General features: G+C 55.5%; 17 protein-coding genes, 2 pseudogenes and 1 riboswitch. Of the genes and pseudogenes, 7 read left to right on the top strand and 12 right to left on the bottom strand.

The features are described 5' to 3' along the window. Positions 1 to 28: 28 nt before the first annotated feature. Positions 29 to 4,252, top strand: a complete 4,224-nt coding sequence (gene rpoC / locus HV242_RS01045) for a DNA-directed RNA polymerase subunit beta' (protein WP_014168156.1) — start codon at positions 29 to 31, stop codon at positions 4,250 to 4,252. Positions 4,253 to 4,311: 59 nt separating this feature from the next. Here the strand turns inward: rpoC and HV242_RS01050 are convergent, their stop codons facing one another. From HV242_RS01050 to HV242_RS01095, 10 genes are all read right to left on the bottom strand, one after another. After that, on the bottom strand, positions 4,312 to 4,629 hold the full coding sequence (locus HV242_RS01050; protein ID WP_014168157.1) for a PTS lactose/cellobiose transporter subunit IIA: 318 nt from the start codon (positions 4,627 to 4,629) through the stop codon (positions 4,312 to 4,314). A 3-nt stretch (positions 4,630 to 4,632) separates the two neighbouring features. Continuing rightward, the gene (locus HV242_RS01055; RefSeq protein ID WP_014068453.1) at positions 4,633 to 4,938 is read right to left on the bottom strand and encodes a PTS sugar transporter subunit IIB; all 306 of its coding nucleotides are present in this window, start codon (positions 4,936 to 4,938) and stop codon (positions 4,633 to 4,635) included. A 180-nt stretch (positions 4,939 to 5,118) separates the two neighbouring features. Beyond that, complete coding sequence (locus HV242_RS01060) at positions 5,119 to 6,660, bottom strand: sensor domain-containing diguanylate cyclase (protein ID WP_181616878.1); 1,542 nt, start codon at positions 6,658 to 6,660, stop codon at positions 5,119 to 5,121. 329 nt (positions 6,661 to 6,989) lie between these two features. Continuing rightward, on the bottom strand, positions 6,990 to 8,123 hold the full coding sequence (thiH, locus tag HV242_RS01065) for a 2-iminoacetate synthase ThiH (RefSeq protein WP_063858812.1): 1,134 nt from the start codon (positions 8,121 to 8,123) through the stop codon (positions 6,990 to 6,992). Then, positions 8,120 to 8,890, bottom strand: coding sequence for a thiazole synthase (gene thiG, locus HV242_RS01070; RefSeq protein ID WP_014168160.1), 771 nt, complete (start codon positions 8,888 to 8,890; stop codon positions 8,120 to 8,122). The genes thiH and thiG overlap by 4 nt, the downstream gene beginning before the upstream one ends. A 1-nt stretch (position 8,891) precedes the next feature. Then, complete coding sequence (gene thiS, locus HV242_RS01075) at positions 8,892 to 9,092, bottom strand: sulfur carrier protein ThiS (RefSeq protein ID WP_014168161.1); 201 nt, start codon at positions 9,090 to 9,092, stop codon at positions 8,892 to 8,894. Beyond that, positions 9,076 to 9,831: a HesA/MoeB/ThiF family protein gene (locus HV242_RS01080; protein ID WP_063858813.1), complete on the bottom strand. Its 756-nt coding sequence runs from the start codon at positions 9,829 to 9,831 to the stop codon at positions 9,076 to 9,078. Before HV242_RS01080 ends, thiS begins: the two co-directional genes overlap by 17 nt. Continuing rightward, positions 9,824 to 10,459, bottom strand: coding sequence for a thiamine phosphate synthase (thiE, locus tag HV242_RS01085; RefSeq protein WP_063858814.1), 636 nt, complete (start codon positions 10,457 to 10,459; stop codon positions 9,824 to 9,826). Before thiE ends, HV242_RS01080 begins: the two co-directional genes overlap by 8 nt. Beyond that, positions 10,459 to 12,354 (bottom strand): phosphomethylpyrimidine synthase ThiC, encoded by a 1,896-nt coding sequence (gene thiC / locus HV242_RS01090; RefSeq protein WP_063858815.1) that lies wholly within the window; start codon positions 12,352 to 12,354, stop codon positions 10,459 to 10,461. The genes thiE and thiC overlap by 1 nt, the downstream gene beginning before the upstream one ends. A 78-nt stretch (positions 12,355 to 12,432) precedes the next feature. Further along, positions 12,433 to 12,542, bottom strand: a riboswitch (TPP riboswitch). A gap of 98 nt (positions 12,543 to 12,640) precedes the next feature. Beyond that, a complete protein-coding gene (locus tag HV242_RS01095) occupies positions 12,641 to 13,138 on the bottom strand; it encodes an Rsd/AlgQ family anti-sigma factor (RefSeq protein ID WP_014168165.1) in 498 nt (165 codons plus the stop codon). 95 nt (positions 13,139 to 13,233) lie between these two features. On the opposite strand from HV242_RS01095, the pseudogene nudC reads away from it, so the two are divergent. Then, positions 13,234 to 13,986, top strand: a pseudogene (gene nudC / locus HV242_RS01100) (NAD(+) diphosphatase); the annotation flags it as partial. Here nudC and HV242_RS24440 read toward each other — a convergent pair. Then, positions 13,955 to 14,044: pseudogene (locus tag HV242_RS24440) on the bottom strand (hypothetical protein); the annotation flags it as partial. The pseudogenes nudC and HV242_RS24440 overlap by 32 nt on opposite strands. Position 14,045: 1 nt before the next feature. On the opposite strand from HV242_RS24440, the gene hemE reads away from it, so the two are divergent. The 5 genes from hemE (at position 14,046) to HV242_RS01125 (ending at position 17,586) form a co-directional block, all read left to right on the top strand. After that, entirely contained in the window at positions 14,046 to 15,110 is a 1,065-nt protein-coding gene (gene hemE / locus HV242_RS01105) for a uroporphyrinogen decarboxylase (protein ID WP_020882986.1), read from the top strand. Between the two features lie 9 nt (positions 15,111 to 15,119). Then, positions 15,120 to 15,788: a deoxyribonuclease V gene (nfi, locus tag HV242_RS01110; RefSeq protein ID WP_025206412.1), complete on the top strand. Its 669-nt coding sequence runs from the start codon at positions 15,120 to 15,122 to the stop codon at positions 15,786 to 15,788. Between the two features lie 44 nt (positions 15,789 to 15,832). Next, positions 15,833 to 16,423 carry a YjaG family protein gene (locus tag HV242_RS01115; RefSeq protein ID WP_014168169.1) on the top strand — a complete coding sequence of 197 codons (591 nt, stop codon included), beginning with the start codon at positions 15,833 to 15,835 and terminating at the stop codon, positions 16,421 to 16,423. Between the two features lie 186 nt (positions 16,424 to 16,609). Next, positions 16,610 to 16,882 (top strand): nucleoid-associated protein HU-alpha, encoded by a 273-nt coding sequence (gene hupA / locus HV242_RS01120; protein ID WP_002445246.1) that lies wholly within the window; start codon positions 16,610 to 16,612, stop codon positions 16,880 to 16,882. Between the two features lie 11 nt (positions 16,883 to 16,893). Next, positions 16,894 to 17,586 (top strand): DUF1481 domain-containing protein, encoded by a 693-nt coding sequence (locus HV242_RS01125; protein ID WP_063858817.1) that lies wholly within the window; start codon positions 16,894 to 16,896, stop codon positions 17,584 to 17,586. Positions 17,587 to 17,629: 43 nt separating this feature from the next. On the opposite strand, the gene purD is transcribed toward HV242_RS01125, so the two are convergent. Next, positions 17,630 to 18,922, bottom strand: a complete 1,293-nt coding sequence (gene purD / locus HV242_RS01130) for a phosphoribosylamine--glycine ligase (RefSeq protein WP_020882989.1) — start codon at positions 18,920 to 18,922, stop codon at positions 17,630 to 17,632. Positions 18,923 to 18,929: the final 7 nt, after the last annotated feature.

An 18,929-nucleotide genomic window follows, 5' to 3' on the forward strand; every position in this document is an offset into this window, starting at 1 on the left:
TTGTGCTAACTCCGACGGGAGCAAATCCGTGAAAGATTTATTAAAGTTTCTGAAAGCGCAGACTAAAACCGAAGAGTTTGATGCGATCAAAATTGCTCTGGCTTCGCCAGACATGATCCGTTCATGGTCTTTCGGTGAAGTTAAAAAGCCTGAAACCATCAACTACCGTACGTTCAAGCCTGAGCGTGACGGCCTTTTCTGTGCACGAATTTTCGGGCCAGTAAAAGACTACGAGTGCCTGTGCGGTAAGTACAAGCGCCTGAAACACCGTGGTGTGATCTGTGAGAAGTGCGGCGTTGAAGTGACCCAGACCAAAGTGCGCCGTGAGCGCATGGGCCACATCGAACTGGCATCTCCAACTGCGCACATCTGGTTCCTGAAATCTCTGCCGTCCCGTATCGGCCTGCTGCTGGATATGCCGCTGCGCGATATCGAACGTGTTCTGTACTTCGAATCTTATGTGGTTATCGAAGGCGGTATGACGAACCTGGAACGCCACCAGATTCTGACCGAAGAACAGTATCTGGACGCGCTGGAAGAGTTCGGTGACGAATTCGACGCGAAGATGGGTGCGGAAGCTATTCAGGCCCTGCTGAAAAGCATGGACCTGGAGCAAGAGTGCGAGCAGCTGCGTGAAGAGCTGAACGAAACCAACTCCGAAACCAAGCGTAAAAAGCTGACCAAGCGTATCAAACTGCTGGAAGCGTTCGTTCAGTCTGGTAACAAACCAGAGTGGATGATCCTGACCGTTCTGCCGGTTCTGCCGCCAGATCTGCGTCCGCTGGTTCCGCTGGATGGTGGTCGTTTCGCAACGTCGGATCTGAACGATCTGTATCGTCGCGTTATCAACCGTAACAACCGTCTGAAACGTCTGCTGGATCTGGCTGCGCCGGACATCATCGTACGTAACGAAAAACGTATGCTGCAGGAAGCGGTAGATGCCCTGCTGGATAACGGTCGTCGCGGTCGTGCGATCACCGGTTCTAACAAACGTCCTCTGAAATCTTTGGCCGATATGATCAAAGGTAAACAGGGTCGTTTCCGTCAGAACCTGCTCGGTAAGCGTGTTGACTACTCCGGTCGTTCTGTTATCACCGTAGGTCCATACCTGCGTCTGCATCAGTGCGGTCTGCCGAAGAAAATGGCACTGGAGCTGTTCAAACCGTTCATCTACGGCAAGCTGGAACTGCGTGGCCTGGCCACCACCATCAAAGCCGCTAAGAAAATGGTTGAGCGTGAAGAAGCTGTCGTTTGGGATATCCTGGACGAAGTTATCCGCGAACACCCGGTACTGCTGAACCGTGCACCAACACTGCACCGTCTGGGTATCCAGGCATTTGAACCGGTACTGATCGAAGGTAAAGCTATCCAGCTGCACCCGCTGGTTTGTGCGGCATATAACGCCGACTTCGATGGTGACCAGATGGCTGTTCACGTACCGCTGACGCTGGAAGCCCAGCTCGAAGCGCGTGCGCTGATGATGTCTACTAACAACATCCTGTCTCCAGCGAACGGTGAACCAATCATCGTTCCTTCTCAGGACGTTGTATTGGGTCTGTACTACATGACCCGTGACTGTGTTAACGCCAAAGGCGAAGGCATGGTGCTGACTGGCCCTAAAGAAGCTGAGCGTATCTATCGCGCTGGCCTGGCCTCTCTGCATGCGCGTGTCAAAGTGCGTATCACTGAATATGAAAAAGATGCTAACGGCGAATTCGTTGCGAAAACCAGCCTGAAAGACACGACCGTTGGCCGTGCCATTCTGTGGATGATCGTACCGAAAGGTCTGCCTTTCTCCATCGTCAACCAGGCGCTGGGTAAGAAAGCGATCTCCAAAATGCTGAACACCTGTTACCGCATTCTGGGTCTGAAGCCGACGGTTATCTTCGCTGACCAGACAATGTACACCGGCTTTGCATATGCAGCGCGTTCAGGTGCATCTGTTGGTATCGATGACATGGTTATCCCAGAGAAGAAACACGAGATCATCTCTGAAGCGGAAGCCGAAGTTGCTGAGATCCAGGAGCAGTTCCAGTCTGGTCTGGTTACCGCGGGCGAACGCTATAACAAAGTTATCGATATCTGGGCTGCGGCGAACGATCGTGTATCCAAAGCGATGATGGATAACCTGCAAACCGAAACCGTGATTAACCGTGACGGCGTAGAAGAGCAGCAGGTTTCCTTCAACAGCATTTACATGATGGCCGACTCCGGTGCGCGTGGTTCTGCAGCACAGATTCGTCAGCTGGCAGGTATGCGTGGTCTGATGGCGAAGCCAGATGGCTCCATCATCGAAACGCCAATCACCGCGAACTTCCGTGAAGGTCTGAACGTACTCCAGTACTTCATCTCTACTCACGGTGCGCGTAAAGGTCTGGCGGATACCGCACTGAAAACAGCGAACTCCGGTTATCTGACGCGTCGTCTGGTTGACGTTGCGCAGGATCTGGTTGTGACCGAAGACGATTGTGGCACCCTCGAAGGTATCACCATGACCCCGGTTATCGAGGGTGGTGATGTTAAAGAGCCGCTGCGCGATCGCGTACTGGGTCGTGTAACCGCGGAAGACATTCTGAAGCCGGGTACCGCAGACATTCTGGTTCCACGCAACACGCTGCTGCACGAACAGTGGTGTGACCTGCTGGAAGCGAACTCTGTTGACTCTGTGAAAGTTCGTTCCGTTGTATCTTGTGACACCGATTTCGGTGTATGTGCGCACTGCTATGGTCGTGACCTGGCGCGTGGCCACATCATCAACAAAGGTGAAGCAATCGGTGTTATCGCGGCACAGTCCATCGGTGAACCGGGTACACAGCTGACGATGCGTACGTTCCACATCGGTGGTGCGGCATCTCGTGCGGCTGCTGAATCCAGCATCCAGGTGAAAAACAAAGGTAGCATCAAGCTCAGCAACGCGAAGTCTGTTGTTAACTCCGCAGGCAAGCTGGTTGTGACCTCTCGTAACACCGAGCTGAAGCTGATCGACGAATTCGGTCGTACCAAAGAGAGCTATAAAGTGCCTTACGGTGCTGTTATGGCGAAAGGTGATGGCGAGCAGGTTGCCGGCGGTGAAACCGTTGCAAACTGGGATCCACACACCATGCCGGTTATCACCGAAGTAAGTGGTTTCATCCGCTTCACTGACATGATCGACGGCCAGACCATTACTCGTCAGACCGACGAGCTGACCGGTCTGTCTTCTCTGGTCGTTCTGGACTCTGCTGAGCGTACTGCCGGTGGTAAAGATCTGCGTCCTGCACTGAAAATCGTTGATGCTCAGGGTAACGACGTTCTGATCCCTGGTACCGATATGCCTGCGCAGTACTTCCTGCCGGGTAAAGCGATTGTACAGCTGGAAGATGGCGTACAGATCAGTTCTGGTGACACCCTGGCGCGTATTCCTCAGGAATCCGGCGGTACCAAGGACATCACCGGTGGTCTGCCACGCGTTGCGGATCTGTTCGAAGCACGTCGTCCGAAAGAGCCTGCAATCCTGGCTGAAATCAGCGGTATCATCTCCTTCGGTAAAGAGACCAAAGGTAAACGCCGTCTGGTTATCACCCCAGTAGATGGCAGCGAGCCGTACGAAGAGATGATTCCTAAATGGCGTCAGCTCAACGTGTTCGAAGGTGAACGTGTAGAACGTGGTGACGTGGTTTCCGACGGTCCAGAAGCGCCGCACGACATCCTGCGTCTGCGTGGTGTGCATGCTGTTACTCGTTACATCGTTAACGAAGTACAGGACGTATACCGTCTGCAGGGCGTTAAGATTAACGATAAACACATCGAAGTTATCGTTCGTCAGATGCTGCGTAAAGCAACCATCGATAGCGCAGGCAGCTCTGAGTTCCTGGAAGGCGAGCAGGTTGAATACTCACGCGTCAAGATCGCTAACCGCGATCTGGAAGCGAACGGCAAAATCGCTGCGACCTTCTCGCGCGATCTGCTGGGTATCACCAAAGCGTCTCTGGCAACCGAGTCCTTCATCTCTGCAGCATCGTTCCAGGAGACCACGCGTGTCCTGACCGAAGCCGCTGTAGCAGGTAAGCGTGATGAACTGCGCGGTCTGAAAGAGAACGTTATCGTGGGTCGTCTGATCCCGGCTGGTACCGGTTATGCGTACCATCAGGATCGTATGCGTCGTCGTGCTGCAGGCGAACTGCCAGCTGCACCGCAGGTAACTGCTGAAGATGCATCCGCGAGCCTGGCAGAACTGCTGAACGCAGGTCTGGGTGGTTCTGACAACGAGTAATCGTTGATTCAGCAAATAAAAAACCCGCTTCGGCGGGTTTTTTTATGTCTGCATATTTTTCAGTTTATCAGCGGTAGCCGACGATACAGCTCAATCATATCGCCCGCCAGGTCCTGAATGACCATCGCGTTCATCAGGTGATCCTGAGAGTGGACGGTGATCAGGTTAACCGGCAGCTTTCCGGTCCCTTCATCAAGACCAATCAGCTGCGTCTGGATGGTGTGGGCATGTTTCACGTATTCACGCGACTCTTCCATCGCCTTTTCGGCTTCGTCAAAGTCACCTTTACGGGCCATCTGCAACGCCGTAAGGGCAGCACTGCGCGCTGCTCCCGCGTTGACCAGCAGTTCCATGATCGTTGTTTCTAAATCTTCCACGGGTCACTCCAGTAATTTAAGCGCTTTTTCCAGGACGACATCACCTTTCATCATGCCGTAATCCATCATGTCGATAACCGCGACCTTTTTACCCAGCGGATCGGCCTGCGCCTGAAGTTTAGCCTGCTCGTATTTAACCTGTGGCCCCAGCAATACGATGTCAGCCGTCGCGATATTATCTTTAAACTCCGCAACCGGAACGGCTTTAATGGTGACTTCAACCCCTTTTTTCTGCGCGGCGTCTTTCATACGTTGAACCAGCATGCTGGTTGACATTCCCGCTGCACAGCATAAAACGATGTTCTTCATAATCAGCCTCGATCTACATGTGTTTATTGATAATTATCCCGTGCAGACCGCTTCAACAACCGCTTTACCGCGATTGTGTGTCAGGCATCACAAAGAAATGGGTGATTTTCTGAAACCGGTTACAATTTTGCATGAAAGCGCACGCTGCCCGTCGAAACGGACAGCGTGGGAGGGAAGAAATTAACGGATGGAGGTCTGAAGGATGCGGTTTTTACCCTGTTGTTTTGCGCTGTAAAGTGCGTTATCCACGCTCCCGACAAATTGCTCCAGCGGTTCGAAATGCCATTCCCCCAGGCCTGCACTGAACGTGACCTGCAGGTTTTCTTCGCGCCAGACACGTTTTTCAATGGTGGTACGCCACGCTTCCAGCAACGAGATTGCATTAGCAATTTGCGCAGCCTCGAAGACCACCGCAAACTCTTCTCCACCATACCGGTACACCGAGATGTGGTGCGGTTGCATGATCTGGATCCCTTCACGCGCCACGTTACGCAGGACAATATCGCCGCTAAGGTGGCCCCAGGTATCGTTGATTGATTTGAAGTTATCGATGTCCACCAGCGCCAGTGCGAAAGGCTGTTGAGCCGCCATTAACTCTTCCACATCGGTATCGAACGCGCGGCGGTTTTTGCAGCCTGTTAGCGCATCGTGGGTTGCCTGGCGGACATATGCCATCTCACGCTCTTTATTCGACTGGATGGTATGACTCAGCATCGCTTCCAGACGCGGTGCCTGGCTGACGTCGCCAGTTTTGATGGCGTTGATAATATGCATCAGCACGGTACGCGAGGCATGGCGAAGGTACAAACCGAAGAGAATGATAATAATCGCCGCCAGTGCAAATCCCCAGCCAACGATAGTGGTTTCGTGGCGGGTAATATCCGTCAGGGTCGCGCCAGAGACCCGGTAGATGACAAACCAATCCGGGTTAGTGAAGGAGTAGTAGTAATACCAGGTTTTACTTTTCCGGTCGTATAAATGACCCTCGCCGCTGGTCATTTTGTCCATCAGCGCTTCGCTCACGTATTTTTTGAACAGCGCGCCCGTGTCAGGATGAAGCACCACGGTTCCGTCGCGCTCGACGACGAAGAATTCCCCTTGTACAGGAGCCACCATCTGTCGAAGGGTATACCCCATCGACGCCAAATCAAGATGAAAGGCGAGCGTTCCCTTGAGTCTGCCTTCTGTTGAAATCAACGGCTTATAAAGCGTGACCGTTGGATGCCCGGTAAAGTAGTCCATATAAGGGTGGGTATAATGGCTGAAAATACTGGCTTCCGCGTGGGCGACAAACCACGGGCGCGTCCGCGGATCGACGTTTTTACTCTTTTCCGTGGGAGGCGCTTCTGGAACGTGCAAATAATGCCCCTCCGTGTCGGCCAGCGAGATGGATGACACGGTCGGCATCAGGTTTTGCAAATGCATCAACATCTGCAACCCTTGCGTCGGGTTGACGTTCAGCGTCTCATTCAGTATCTCGTTGCGGGAAAAGTACATCGCAGAACGACCAAGAATATAGTCGTTTTCACGTAACATTGATTCGGTATAGTTAACCGCCAGATTATGCGTGAAATTACCATTAATTTTATGATAATCCTCAAGAAAATCCTTTCGTTGCGAAAGCGTAACCACGACAGCGATCAGTGCAAAACTGCACAGTATCCCCGCGAAGCTGGCCATTATTGGCCGGGTAAAAGAGAGTTTTTTGCTGTGAAGTGCCATGAGTTGTACATCATTCCTGAGGGTGAATGCTTTTCGTCTGCCGATATCCTCTCAGCATAGTCGCAGTCCTGCGGTTAGCTGTGAATTATACGGAACACGATTTCAGACGAGATGATTTATCTTAAGAATGGCTAAGAAATTACTCATAAAATCAGAAATTCAGTGTGCACGATAAGTCAGAGGCAGGGCGAAACGAGGAAGAAGCTTTTCGCCCTGGTCAGCGTCCGTTGCTGACCACATGACAATAAAAAACCGGACGATAGCTGACAATCATCCGGTTGTGACTCTCCGTGGCGCCTCGTTTTATTTCTGCGGAGTTGCAGTATGTTTCAGCGTAATTGCGAGACTCTTCCCAGCCAGCTGTCCCAGTCTTTCCAGACCGGCTGCAGCCCCTGCGCGCTCAGGGCCGCGGCGACCGTTTCCGGACGTCGTCCATCATGCGGGGCAAACTGCTCCAGTTCAGGGTGATCATCGGCGTAACCGCCCGGCTGTGTTTTGGAAAATGCGCTCACGTTGTTTATCGCAAGCGGGATCACGCGGTCGCGGAACGCCGGTGATTCACGTGTTGAGAGCGATAATTCAACCTCCGGGGCAAGCAGGCGAAACGCGCAGATCGTTTGTACCAGCTGGCGCTCGTCCATGAGTGAGGCCGGTTCAATCCCGCCAGCACACGGGCGCAGCCGGGGGAAGGAGATGGAGTAGCGGCTCTGCCAGTAGTGCTGCTGAAGCCACAACAGATGTTCCGCCACCATATAACAATCCACGCGCCAGCTATCGGAAAGCCCAATCAGCGCACCAAGACCAATTTTGTCGATCCCGGCACGTCCGAGCCTGTCCGGTGTTTCAAGGCGGAAGAAGAAGTCCTGTTTCTTGCCCTTCAGGTGATGCCGGGCGTAGGTCGCTTCGTGGTACGTTTCCTGATAGACCATCACTCCATCCAGTCCGAGCGTTTTGAGCTCCGCATACTCATCCTGCGACAGGGGCTGCACTTCCATCTGCAACGAGGCGAACTGACGACGAATGGCAGGAAGGTGCTGGCGGAAATAGTCCATTCCGACTTTGCCCTGGTGCTCACCAGTGACCAGCAGGAGATGCTCGAAGCCCATTTCCCGGATAGCCGCACACTCGCGCGCGATCTCCTCCTTATCAAGCGTCTTACGCTTAATGCGGTTGCTCATGGAGAAGCCGCAGTAGGTACAGTCATTGGCGCACAGGTTTGAGAGATAGAGCGGGACGTAAAAGCTCACCGTGTTGCCAAAGCGCTGTCGGGTGAGACGCTGGGCGCGCTGGGCCATCGGTTCCAGGTAAGCGCTGGCCGCAGGGGAGAGCAGGGCCATTAAATCGTCGCGGGTCAGATGGCGTGCATTCAGTGCGCGCTCGACGTCGACCGGCGTTTTGCTGTTGATGCGCAGGGCAATGTCGTCCCAGTTAAGCTGCCGCCAGCGGTCGGTAAAGGTGGTCATGAGATTGCCTCCAGAAAACCGGTCAGCGGGCTGGTGGCCTGCGCCTGAAAACTGCGTGAGCCAGGGCCTGATTGCCGTGCCAGCAGGCCAGCCTCCACCGCCATGCGAAACGCGCGCGCCATCATGACCGGATCGTCGGCAACCGCGATGGCCGTGTTTACCAGCACCGCGTCCGCCCCCATCTCCAGCGCCTGCGCGGCATGGCTTGGTACACCAATACCCGCATCCACCACCACCGGCACGGTGGCCTGCTCAATGATGATCTCCAGCATTGCCCGGGTTTCCAGCCCCTGGTTGGAGCCAATAGGCGCGCCCAGCGGCATAACGGCGGCGCAGCCAACATCTTCCAGACGTTTGCAGAGTACCGGATCGGCACCGCAGTAAGGCAGAACGATGAACCCTTGTTGTACCAGCTTTTCTGCCGCTTTCAGCGTCTCGATCGGGTCGGGCAACAGCCAGCGAGCATCCGGGTGAATTTCCAGCTTCAGCCAGCGTGTGCCGAGCGCTTCACGCGCCAGTTGGGCGGCGAAAATGGCCTCTTCGGCCGTTTTCGCGCCGGAAGTATTTGGCAGTAGCGTGACGCCAGCTTCCAGTAAAGGCGCCAGAATGGCATCACTGTGATGGCGCAGATCCACGCGCTTTAACGCCAGCGTGACCAGCTGGCTGCCGCTTTCACGGATGGCATCGACCATCAGCTGGGGTGATGCGAATTTCCCGGTTCCGGTAAACAGATGTGAATCAAAGACTTTATCGGCAATACGTAACATCTCAGCCCCCTGCGATAACCTGAAACAGCAGGATCTGGTCGCCTTCACTGACCTGCTGATGTTCCCACTGCTCGCGCGGCAGGATCTGTTGATTGAGCGCCAGCGCCGTTCCCGGCTTGAGCTGGCGAAGCTTATCGAGCAGCACGGCAACGGTGAGCCCGTCCTCGCATTTCATCGGCTCATCGTTAAACAGAATGCGCATTGCCGCCTCCGCATACCGGGCAGTGGCTGGCACGGTGTAACGCCAGATGACGCCATCCGCTGGAGCGGGCGTCAAATAACCGCAACATGTTGCGCTCGGTCTCCATTCCGCTGAGCAGCTTGATGGCCTCGAGCGCCTGCAGGGTACCCATCACCCCCACAACCGGGCCAAGAATGCCCGCGGTGCGACAGTTACGCTCTGGCTCAGCATCGTCTGGCCACAGACAGCGATAGCAGCCCTGCGCCCACGGCGGTGTCAGGACCATCATCTGCCCGCCGAATCCCACCGCGCTGGCGGTGATAAGCGGCGTATTTTTTGCGACACAGGCGGCGTTGATCGCCTGGCGGGTTGCCATATTGTCGGTGCAGTCCAGCACCACGTCGGCCAGGGCGACTTCTCGGAGCAGATTGTCGCCGCTGAGCCGCTCCTGACACGCAATGAGCTCAATATCCGGGTTCAGCTGGTTCAGGCGCTGGCGGGTAATGTGTACTTTGGGCTGGTTGATATCCTCGGTGGTAAAGAGGATTTGACGCTGCAGGTTGCTAAGATGCACCTCGTCGTCATCGGCCAGTACCAGCGTGCCCACGCCTGCACCGGCCAGATAGAGCGCGGCAGGCGCGCCTAATCCGCCCAGCCCGACAATCAAAACCCGGCTGGCGAGTAGCTTTTGCTGCCCGTCGATGGCGATATCCTCCAGCAGGAGCTGGCGGCTATAGCGCATAAAGTCACGATCATTCATCGCCTGCTCCTGCCAGTTGTAAGAGCTGCCGGGTGGCGGCCTGCCAGTCTGCGGCCTGGGTGATGGCACTGACGACGGCGATACTGCCGACACCGGTATCCAGCACGGCCGGCGCGCGTTCAAGGCTAATCCCGCCGATGGCCACGGTCGGGTATTGCGCAAGACGCTTCACGTGAGCCGCCAGCTGTGCCAGCCCTTGTGGCGCGGAGGACATCTGTTTAGTTTGCGTCGGGAAGACGTGTCCAAGCGCAATGTACGAAGGGTGTGCCGCCAGTGCCACGTCAATCTCCATATCGTCATGGGTCGAGACACCCAGGCGCAAACCGGCTTCCCGGATGGCATTCAGGTCTGTGGTCTCCAGGTCCTCCTGACCCAGATGCACGCCGTAGGCCTGGTACTTTATCGCCAGTCGCCAGTAGTCGTTGATAAACAGGCGGGCGTGATACCGACGCCCCAGCGCGATGGCGGCGGCGACATCGTTTTCCACCTCCTCATCGCGTTTATCTTTGATGCGCAGCTGTAGCGTGCGTACACCTGCCTCCAGCAGGCGGGCAATCCACTCCACGCTGTCCACCACCGGGTAGAGCCCCAAACGAAAGGGCACGGGTGGGAAATCGGGCTGGTACATTACGCCTCCTCTTTTTTGAGGTAGATTTCGCCGCCTTTCGCGCGGAAGGTTTCTGACATATCCGCCATGCCCACTTCAATGGTTTGCGCGGCGGCGTAGTCACGCACTTCCTGGCTGATCTTCATCGAGCAGAATTTTGGCCCACACATGGAGCAGAAATGGGCCACTTTGCCGGACTCCTGCGGCAGGGTTTCGTCGTGATAGGCGCGGGCGGTAAACGGGTCGAGCGCGAGGTTAAACTGATCTTCCCAGCGGAATTCAAAGCGGGCCTTCGACATCGCGTTATCGCGAATTTGCGCGCCCGGATGGCCTTTCGCCAGGTCCGCAGCGTGGGCGGCAATTTTGTAGGTGATAAGCCCCTGCTTCACGTCCTCTTTGTTGGGCAGACCGAGGTGCTCTTTTGGCGTCACATAGCAGAGCATGGCGCAACCGAACCAGCCGATCATCGCCGCACCAATTCCGGAGGTGAAGTGGTCGTAACCCGGGGCAATATCGGTGGTCAACGGCCCCAGGGTATAGAATGGTGCTTCATGGCAGTGCTCCAGTTCTTCCGTCATATTGCGGCGGATCATCTGCATGGGGACATGGCCCGGGCCTTCAATCATCACCTGCACGTCATACTCCCAGGCGATTTTGGTCAGCTCGCCCAGCGTGTGCAGTTCGGCAAACTGCGCTTCGTCGTTGGCATCACGAATGGAACCAGGGCGCAGGCCGTCGCCCAGCGACAGCGAGACGTCGTAAGCGGCACAGATTTCGCAGATCTCGCGGAAGTGTTCGTAGAGGAAGTTTTCCTGATGATGAGACAGACACCACTTCGCCATGATTGAGCCCCCGCGCGAGACAATGCCGGTCAGACGCTTCGCGGTCATCGGCACGTAGCGCAGCAGCACCCCCGCGTGGATGGTGAAGTAGTCTACACCCTGTTCAGCCTGCTCCAGCAGCGTGTCGCGGAACGCTTCCCAGGTGAGGTTTTCAGCGATACCGTTCACTTTCTCCAGCGCCTGATAGACCGGCACCGTTCCGATAGGCACCGGGCTGTTACGCAGGATCCACTCGCGGGTTTCGTGGATATAACGCCCGGTGGAGAGATCCATTACCGTGTCCGCGCCCCAGCGCGTTGACCAGACCAGCTTCTCGACCTCTTCTTCGATGGAGGAGGTGACCGCGGAGTTACCGATATTGGCGTTGACCTTCACCAGGAAGTTGCGGCCGATAATCATCGGTTCGGATTCCGGGTGATTGATGTTGGCGGGGATAATCGCGCGGCCAGCGGCCACTTCATCGCGCACAAACTCCGGGGTGATGTTTTCCGGCAGGCGGGCACCGAAACCTTCGCCCGGATGCTGGTGGCGCAGTACTTCGCTACGGATGCGCTCACGGCCCATGTTTTCACGGATGGCGATAAACTCCATCTCCGGGGTGACGATCCCCTGACGCGCATAGTGCAGCTGGGTAACGCATTTGCCCGCTTTCGCACGTTTCGGCGTCAGCAGGCCCGCGAAGCGCAGTTCGTCCAGGCCGTCGTCGGCCAGACGCTCGTTGGTGTAGGCAGAGCTGCGAACCGTCAGTTCTTCGCAGTCGTTACGCGCGTCAATCCAGCGCTGGCGCAGTTTTGCCAGACCCTGCTGCACGTTAATGGCCACATCAGGATCGCCGTACGGGCCAGACGTGTCGTAGACTGGCACGGCTTCGTTGTCTTCATACTGCGGGTTTTCTTTGCTGCCGCCAAGAAGCGTCGGGCTAAGCTGGATTTCGCGCATCGGAACGCGGATACCCGCCTGAGAGCCGGTGATGTAAATACGCTTAGAGTTCGGGAAAGCGGTGCCTTCCAGGGTGTCGATGAAGTGTTGGGCGTGTGCGCGCTGTTCGCGGCGGGTCAGTTTAGTAGTAGACATAGCTCATTCCAAAAGTGAAGGACATGGCTTGTCAGACGACGGATGAAGCAAGAGGAGATCGCCCGGGGGCGATACTACAGCAGTTTTACTCTTGTTCCCTTCGCAGGTATTAGCCTGATCAGGTTCCGCGGATCCCGAATTAACGGTCTCAGCCCGTGCTTTCACACTGGGCACTCCGACAAGAAATTTACACGCCATCGTTCACGCTATCGCATGAATGATTTCGTGTAATACCCCCTCCTGAGAGGGGCGAATGTTTGTAAACTACTCGTTAACGATTAAGAACTCAAGCAGGCCGCGCGATGTTATCTTCGTTGCTGGCCTTAGAATCGTTATCCAGTACGAGGGCGATCAGCTTATCTTCCAGCGAGAATCGCTCTTCCAGCGCTTCGCCGAGATCGGACAGCGCCTGTTGAAACTCAAGGTAGTTGTCGTGATCGATGGCGTTCTCGAGGGTGGAATCGTAGTAATTCATGATCTGCTGGGTATTGGCTTCCAGCAGCGGGTAGAGTTTGGATGCCGTTAAATACGGGCTAGTGCCTTCCATTTCGCGGATAATGCGTTCATAAATATTGAAATGGCCGTCGGACAGGTAGTCGACCAGGCTCTGACAAAAATCATCCAGCGCTTTTTCATTCAGCCGCATAAACGATTCTTTGCCAGGCTTAATACCGACCAGATTGTAATAAGCCACGAGTAGATGCTTGCGCACATGTAGCCAGCGATCCACCAGTTTGTTACTTCCTCTAACGCGCTCAGTCAGGCTTTCTAGCTGGTTTAACATGTTCGACTCCGCAAGGTTTAGAATTGATTCTGCTTATCCAAAATGTAACCACAATGCTAACAACATGTCAGTGAAGCGAAGGTAGTGCAATAGATATGGATCGTATTATTGAAAAATCAGATCTGGGTTGGTGGATTGTCAGTCACGAACAAAAATTATGGCTGCCCGGTGGGGAAATACCCCATGGCACTGCCGATCGTTTCGATCTCGTTGGTCAGCCTGCACTGAAGATCGGCGAGTGGCAAGGGGAGCCGGTGTGGTTGATCCAGCAGCCTCGCCGCCAGGACATGGGATCTGTTCGTCAGGTGCTGGATCTCGATGTGGGCCTGTTCCAGCTGGCAGGCCGTGGCGTGCAGCTGGCCGAGTTTTACCGATCGCATAAATACTGCGGATACTGCGGGCATACCATGCACCCGAGCAAAACCGAGTGGGCCATGCTCTGCAGCCACTGCCGTGAACGCTATTATCCGCAGATTGCGCCGTGCATTATCGTCGCTATCCGGCGAGACGATTACATCCTGCTGGCGCAACATACCCGCCATCGCAACGGCATTCATACTGTTCTTGCCGGGTTCGTTGAAGTGGGCGAAACGCTGGAGCAGGCGGTGGCGCGTGAAGTAATGGAAGAGAGCGGGATCCGGGTGAAGAACCTGCGTTACGTGACGTCTCAGCCGTGGCCGTTCCCGCAGTCGCTGATGACGGCGTTTATGGCCGAATACGATAGCGGTGAGATTGTTATCGACCAGAAAGAGCTGCTGGACGCGAACTGGTACCGTTATGACGATTTGCCACTGTTACCCCCGCCGGGAACGGTAGCCCGTCGGCTGATAGAAGATACCGTGGCAATGTGTCGGGCCGAGTATGAGTAGTGTTACACTCACGGACTGACGCAATAAGGAACTGCAAAATGACCGAACTGAAGAACGATCGTTATCTGCGTGCGCTGCTGCGCCAGCCCGTTGATGTCACCCCGGTGTGGATGATGCGCCAGGCGGGGCGCTATCTGCCAGAGTACAAAGCCACGCGTGCGCAGGCGGGTGATTTTATGTCGCTGTGCAAAAATGCCGAGCTGGCCTGCGAAGTGACGCTCCAGCCGCTGCGCCGCTACCCGCTGGATGCCGCTATTCTCTTTTCGGACATTCTGACCATTCCGGATGCCATGGGCCTTGGGCTCTATTTCGAAACCGGTGAAGGTCCGCGTTTCACCTCCCCGATCAAAAGCAAAGCCGACGTTGATAAGCTGCCGGTACCGGATCCTGAGCAGGAGCTGGGGTATGTGATGAACGCCGTGCGCACAATTCGCCGTGAACTGAAAGGCGAAGTGCCGCTGATTGGCTTCTCAGGCAGCCCGTGGACGCTGGCGACCTATATGGTGGAAGGTGGCAGCAGCAAAGCCTTTACCGTCATTAAAAAGATGATGTACGCGGAGCCACAGGCGCTGCATACGCTGCTCGACAAGCTGGCGAAGAGCGTCACACTCTATCTTAACGCGCAGATTAAAGCAGGCGCGCAGTCGGTGATGATTTTCGATACCTGGGGCGGCGTGCTGACCGGGCGCGATTACCAGCAGTTCTCGCTGTATTACATGCATAAAATCGTCGATGGCCTGCTGCGTGAAAACGAAGGTCGCCGGGTACCGGTGACGCTGTTCACCAAAGGCGGCGGGCAGTGGCTGGAAGCCATGGCCGCAACCGGCTGTGACGCGTTGGGTCTCGACTGGACAACCGATATTGCCGATGCGCGCCGTCGCGTGGGTGACAAAGTGGCGCTGCAGGGCAACATGGACCCGTCTATGCTCTATGCTCAGCCTGCCCGTATTGAGGAAGAGGTGGCCTCCATTCTTGCTGGTTTCGGTCAGGGCGAAGGACACGTGTTCAACCTCGGGCACGGTATTCATCAGGATGTACCGCCAGAACACGCTGGCGCGTTTGTGGAGGCGGTGCACCGACTTTCTGCACATTATCATCAGTAAGGAGTGGTTATGGATCTCGCGTCATTACGCGCTCAACAGATAGAACTGGCCTCATCCGTGATCCGTGAGGATCGTCTGGACACAGACCCGCCGCAGTACATTGGCGGAGCAGATGTGGGGTTTGAGCAGGGAGGTGAAGTGACGCGGGCGGCAATGGTGCTGCTGAAGTATCCCTCGCTGGAACTGGTGGAGTACAAGGTGGCGCGTATCGCCACCACCATGCCGTACATTCCTGGCTTTCTCTCATTTCGTGAATATCCCGCGCTGCTGGCAGCGTGGGAGCAACTCTCGCAAAAACCCGACCTGCTGTTTGTCGACGGCCATGGTATCTCTCATCCGCGCCGCTTAGGTGTCGCCAGCCATTTTGGGCTGCTGGTGGATGTCCCCACCATTGGTGTGGCTAAAAAACGCCTGTGCGGTGCGTTTGAGCCGCTCTCCGCCGAGCCAGGCGCGCTGGCACCTCTCATCGATAAGGGTGAGCAACTGGCGTGGGTCTGGCGCAGTAAAGCGCGTTGTAACCCCCTGTTTATCGCCACCGGGCATCGGGTGAGCACGGACAGTGCGCTGGCGTGGGTGCAGCGCTGCATGAAAGGGTATCGCTTACCGGAGCCCACCCGCTGGGCTGATGCGGTAGCGTCAGGGCGTCCGGCTTTTACGCGTTGGCAAGAAATTCAGTGATGATTCAGGTAAACTGCGGCTAATTTTCGATTCGAGACCTCATCATGCTACAAAACCCGATTCATCTGCGCCTTGAGAAGCTGGAAAGCTGGCAGCACGTGACTTTTATGGCTTGCCTGTGCGAGCGCATGTATCCCAACTATGCCGCGTTCTGCAAGCAGACAGGCTTTGGTGAAGGGCAGATTTATCGCCGCATCCTGGATTTAATCTGGGAGACGCTGACGGTCAAAGACGCTAAGGTGAACTTCGACTCTCAGCTTGAAAAGCTTGAAGAGGCGATCCCGGCTGCGGATGACTACGACCTGTATGGTGTCTATCCGGCCATTGATGCCTGCGTGGCATTAAGCGAACTGATTCATTCCCGTCTGAGCGGTGAAACCCTGGAGCATGCTATCGAAGTCAGCAAGGCATCCATTACGACCGTCGCGATGCTGGAAATGACCCAGGAAGGTCGGGAAATGACCGACGAAGAGCTGCGAGTGAACCCCGCGGTTGAGCAGGAATGGGATATCCAGTGGGAAATTTTCCGCCTGCTGGCAGAGTGTGAAGAACGCGATATTGAGCTGATAAAAGGGCTCCGTGCGGACTTACGTGAGGCTGGTGAGAGCAATATTGGTATAATTTTTAACCAATGAGACAACAAAACTTGATATAACGCTCGTTTTGTCGCTCCTCGACTCTTCCCTTTCGCCCCTTGTCTGGTCTACATTTGGGGGGCGAAAAAAAGTGGCTATCGGTGCGTGTATGCAGGAGAGTGCTTTTTTGGCATTTTCGTCGCACTCGATGCTTAGCAAGCGATAAACACATTGAAAGGATAACTTATGAACAAGACTCAACTGATTGATGTAATTGCGGACAAGGCTGATCTGTCTAAAGTGCAGGCTAAAGCTGCTCTGGAATCTACCCTGGCTGCTATTACTGAGTCTCTGAAAGAAGGTGATGCTGTACAACTGGTTGGTTTCGGTACCTTCAAAGTGAACCACCGCGCTGAGCGTACTGGCCGCAACCCGCAGACCGGTAAAGAAATCAAAATCGCCGCAGCTAACGTGCCGGCATTTGTTTCTGGTAAAGCACTGAAAGACGCTGTTAAGTAAGACGCGTGGCAGTGAACAGTTTTAACGAAGGGGCGGCAACGCCCCTTTTGTCTGTCTGGCGTGGTCTTTTCGCGCTGGCGGGCGTGATGTTTCTGTCCGCCTGTAGCCACGACACCTCTCTGCCACCGTTTACCGCCAGCGGCTACGCTGACAACCAGGGTGCGGTGAGGATCTGGCGCAAAGATTCTGGCGGCGAAGTGCATCTGCTTTCTGCTTTCAGTCCGTGGCATAACGGCAATACGTCGACCGCGGAGTATCGCTGGCAGGGCGATGACCTGTCGCTGATAGAACTGAATGTCTACAGCAAGACCCCCAAACATGTGAAAGTGCGTTTTGATGACCATGGTGAGCTGAGCTTTATGCAGCGGGAAGTCAGCGGTCAAAAACAGCAGCTTTCCAGCGATCAAGTCGCACTCTATCGTTATCTTGCCGAACAAATCCGCCAGACCAGCGATGCGCTGCGTCAGGGACGCGTTGTGCTGCGCCAGGGGCGCTGGCATGCCGATGGCACGGTAACAACCTGCGAAGGGCAAACCGTTAAGCCTGAGCTTGAAGCCTGGGCAACCGAACATATTGAGCGCCGTCAGCGGCATTCATCAATGGAAGTGAGTGTGGCGTGGCTGGAAGCGCCGGAAGGTTCTCAACTGCTGCTGGTCGCGAACGAAGACTTCTGCACCTGGCAGCCGACAGAAAAGAGTTTTTGAGTGACGTCCCCTCTCCCTGACGGGAGAGGGGCTGGCTGAAGAATTACTCGCCCTGCTCACGCGCAATTGCGCGATAGCCGATATCCTGGCGGCTAAAGCTACCGTTCCAGTGAATATCTGCCATCAGCGCATAGGCACGCTTCTGTGCTTCTGCAACGGTGTGACCCAGCGCGGTCGCACACAGTACACGGCCGCCATTGGTCAGCACGCGATCGTCGTCAGACAGCTTCGTGCCGGCGTGGAATACCTTCGCGCCTTCTACTTCTTCCAGCGGTAAACCGTGAATCTCATCACCGGTATTGTAATTACCCGGATAACCCCCCGCAGCAATCACCACGCCCAGAGAAGCACGTTCATCCCACTCAGACGTTTTCTCATCCAGCTTACCTTCACAGGCGGCAAGACACAGTTCCACCAGGTCAGATTTCATGCGCAGCATGATTGGCTGTGTTTCCGGATCGCCGAAGCGGCAGTTGAACTCAATCACCTTCGGATTGCCCTGCTTGTCGATCATCAGGCCTGCATAGAGGAAACCGGTGTAAGTATTACCTTCAGCAGCCATGCCTTTGACGGTTGGCCAGATAATGCGGTCCATGGTGCGCTGATGCACTTCGTCAGTGACCACAGGGGCAGGGGAGTAAGCGCCCATACCGCCGGTGTTCGGCCCGGTATCTGCATTGCCAACGCGTTTATGATCCTGGCTGGTGGCCATCGGCAGAACATGCTCGCCGTCGACCATCACGATAAAGCTCGCCTCTTCACCGTCAAGGAACTCTTCAATCACGATGCGATGGCCCGCATCGCCAAAGGCGTTGCCTGCCAGCATATCCTGAACCGCGGCTTCGGCTTCCTCGAGCGTCATCGCCACGATAACGCCTTTACCGGCGGCCAGACCGTCGGCTTTGATAACGATAGGCGCACCTTTTTCACGTAAGTAAGCCAGGGCTGGCTCTACTTCGGTGAAATTCTGATATTCCGCCGTCGGGATGTTATGACGTGCGAGGAAATCTTTGGTGAAGGCTTTCGAACCTTCCAGCTGTGCAGCCCCTTCCGTTGGGCCGAAGATTTGCAGGCCAGCAGCCCGGAAGGCGTCAACGACGCCAATCACCAGCGGCGCTTCCGGACCCACGATGGTCAAATCGATTTTCTCCTGCTGAGCAAAGCTCAACAGGGCCGGGATATCGGTCACGCCGATAGCGACGTTCTGTAACGTGGGTTCCAGCGCAGTACCGGCATTACCCGGTGCCACAAAGACGGTTTTCACCTGCGGCGACTGGGCCGCTTTCCACGCCAGAGCGTGCTCGCGCCCGCCATTACCAATGACTAATACTTTCATTTTCTGC

Source organism: Enterobacter sp. RHBSTW-00593 (assembly GCF_013784105.1).
In the GTDB taxonomy this organism is placed as follows: Bacteria; Pseudomonadota; Gammaproteobacteria; order Enterobacterales; family Enterobacteriaceae; genus Enterobacter; species Enterobacter ludwigii.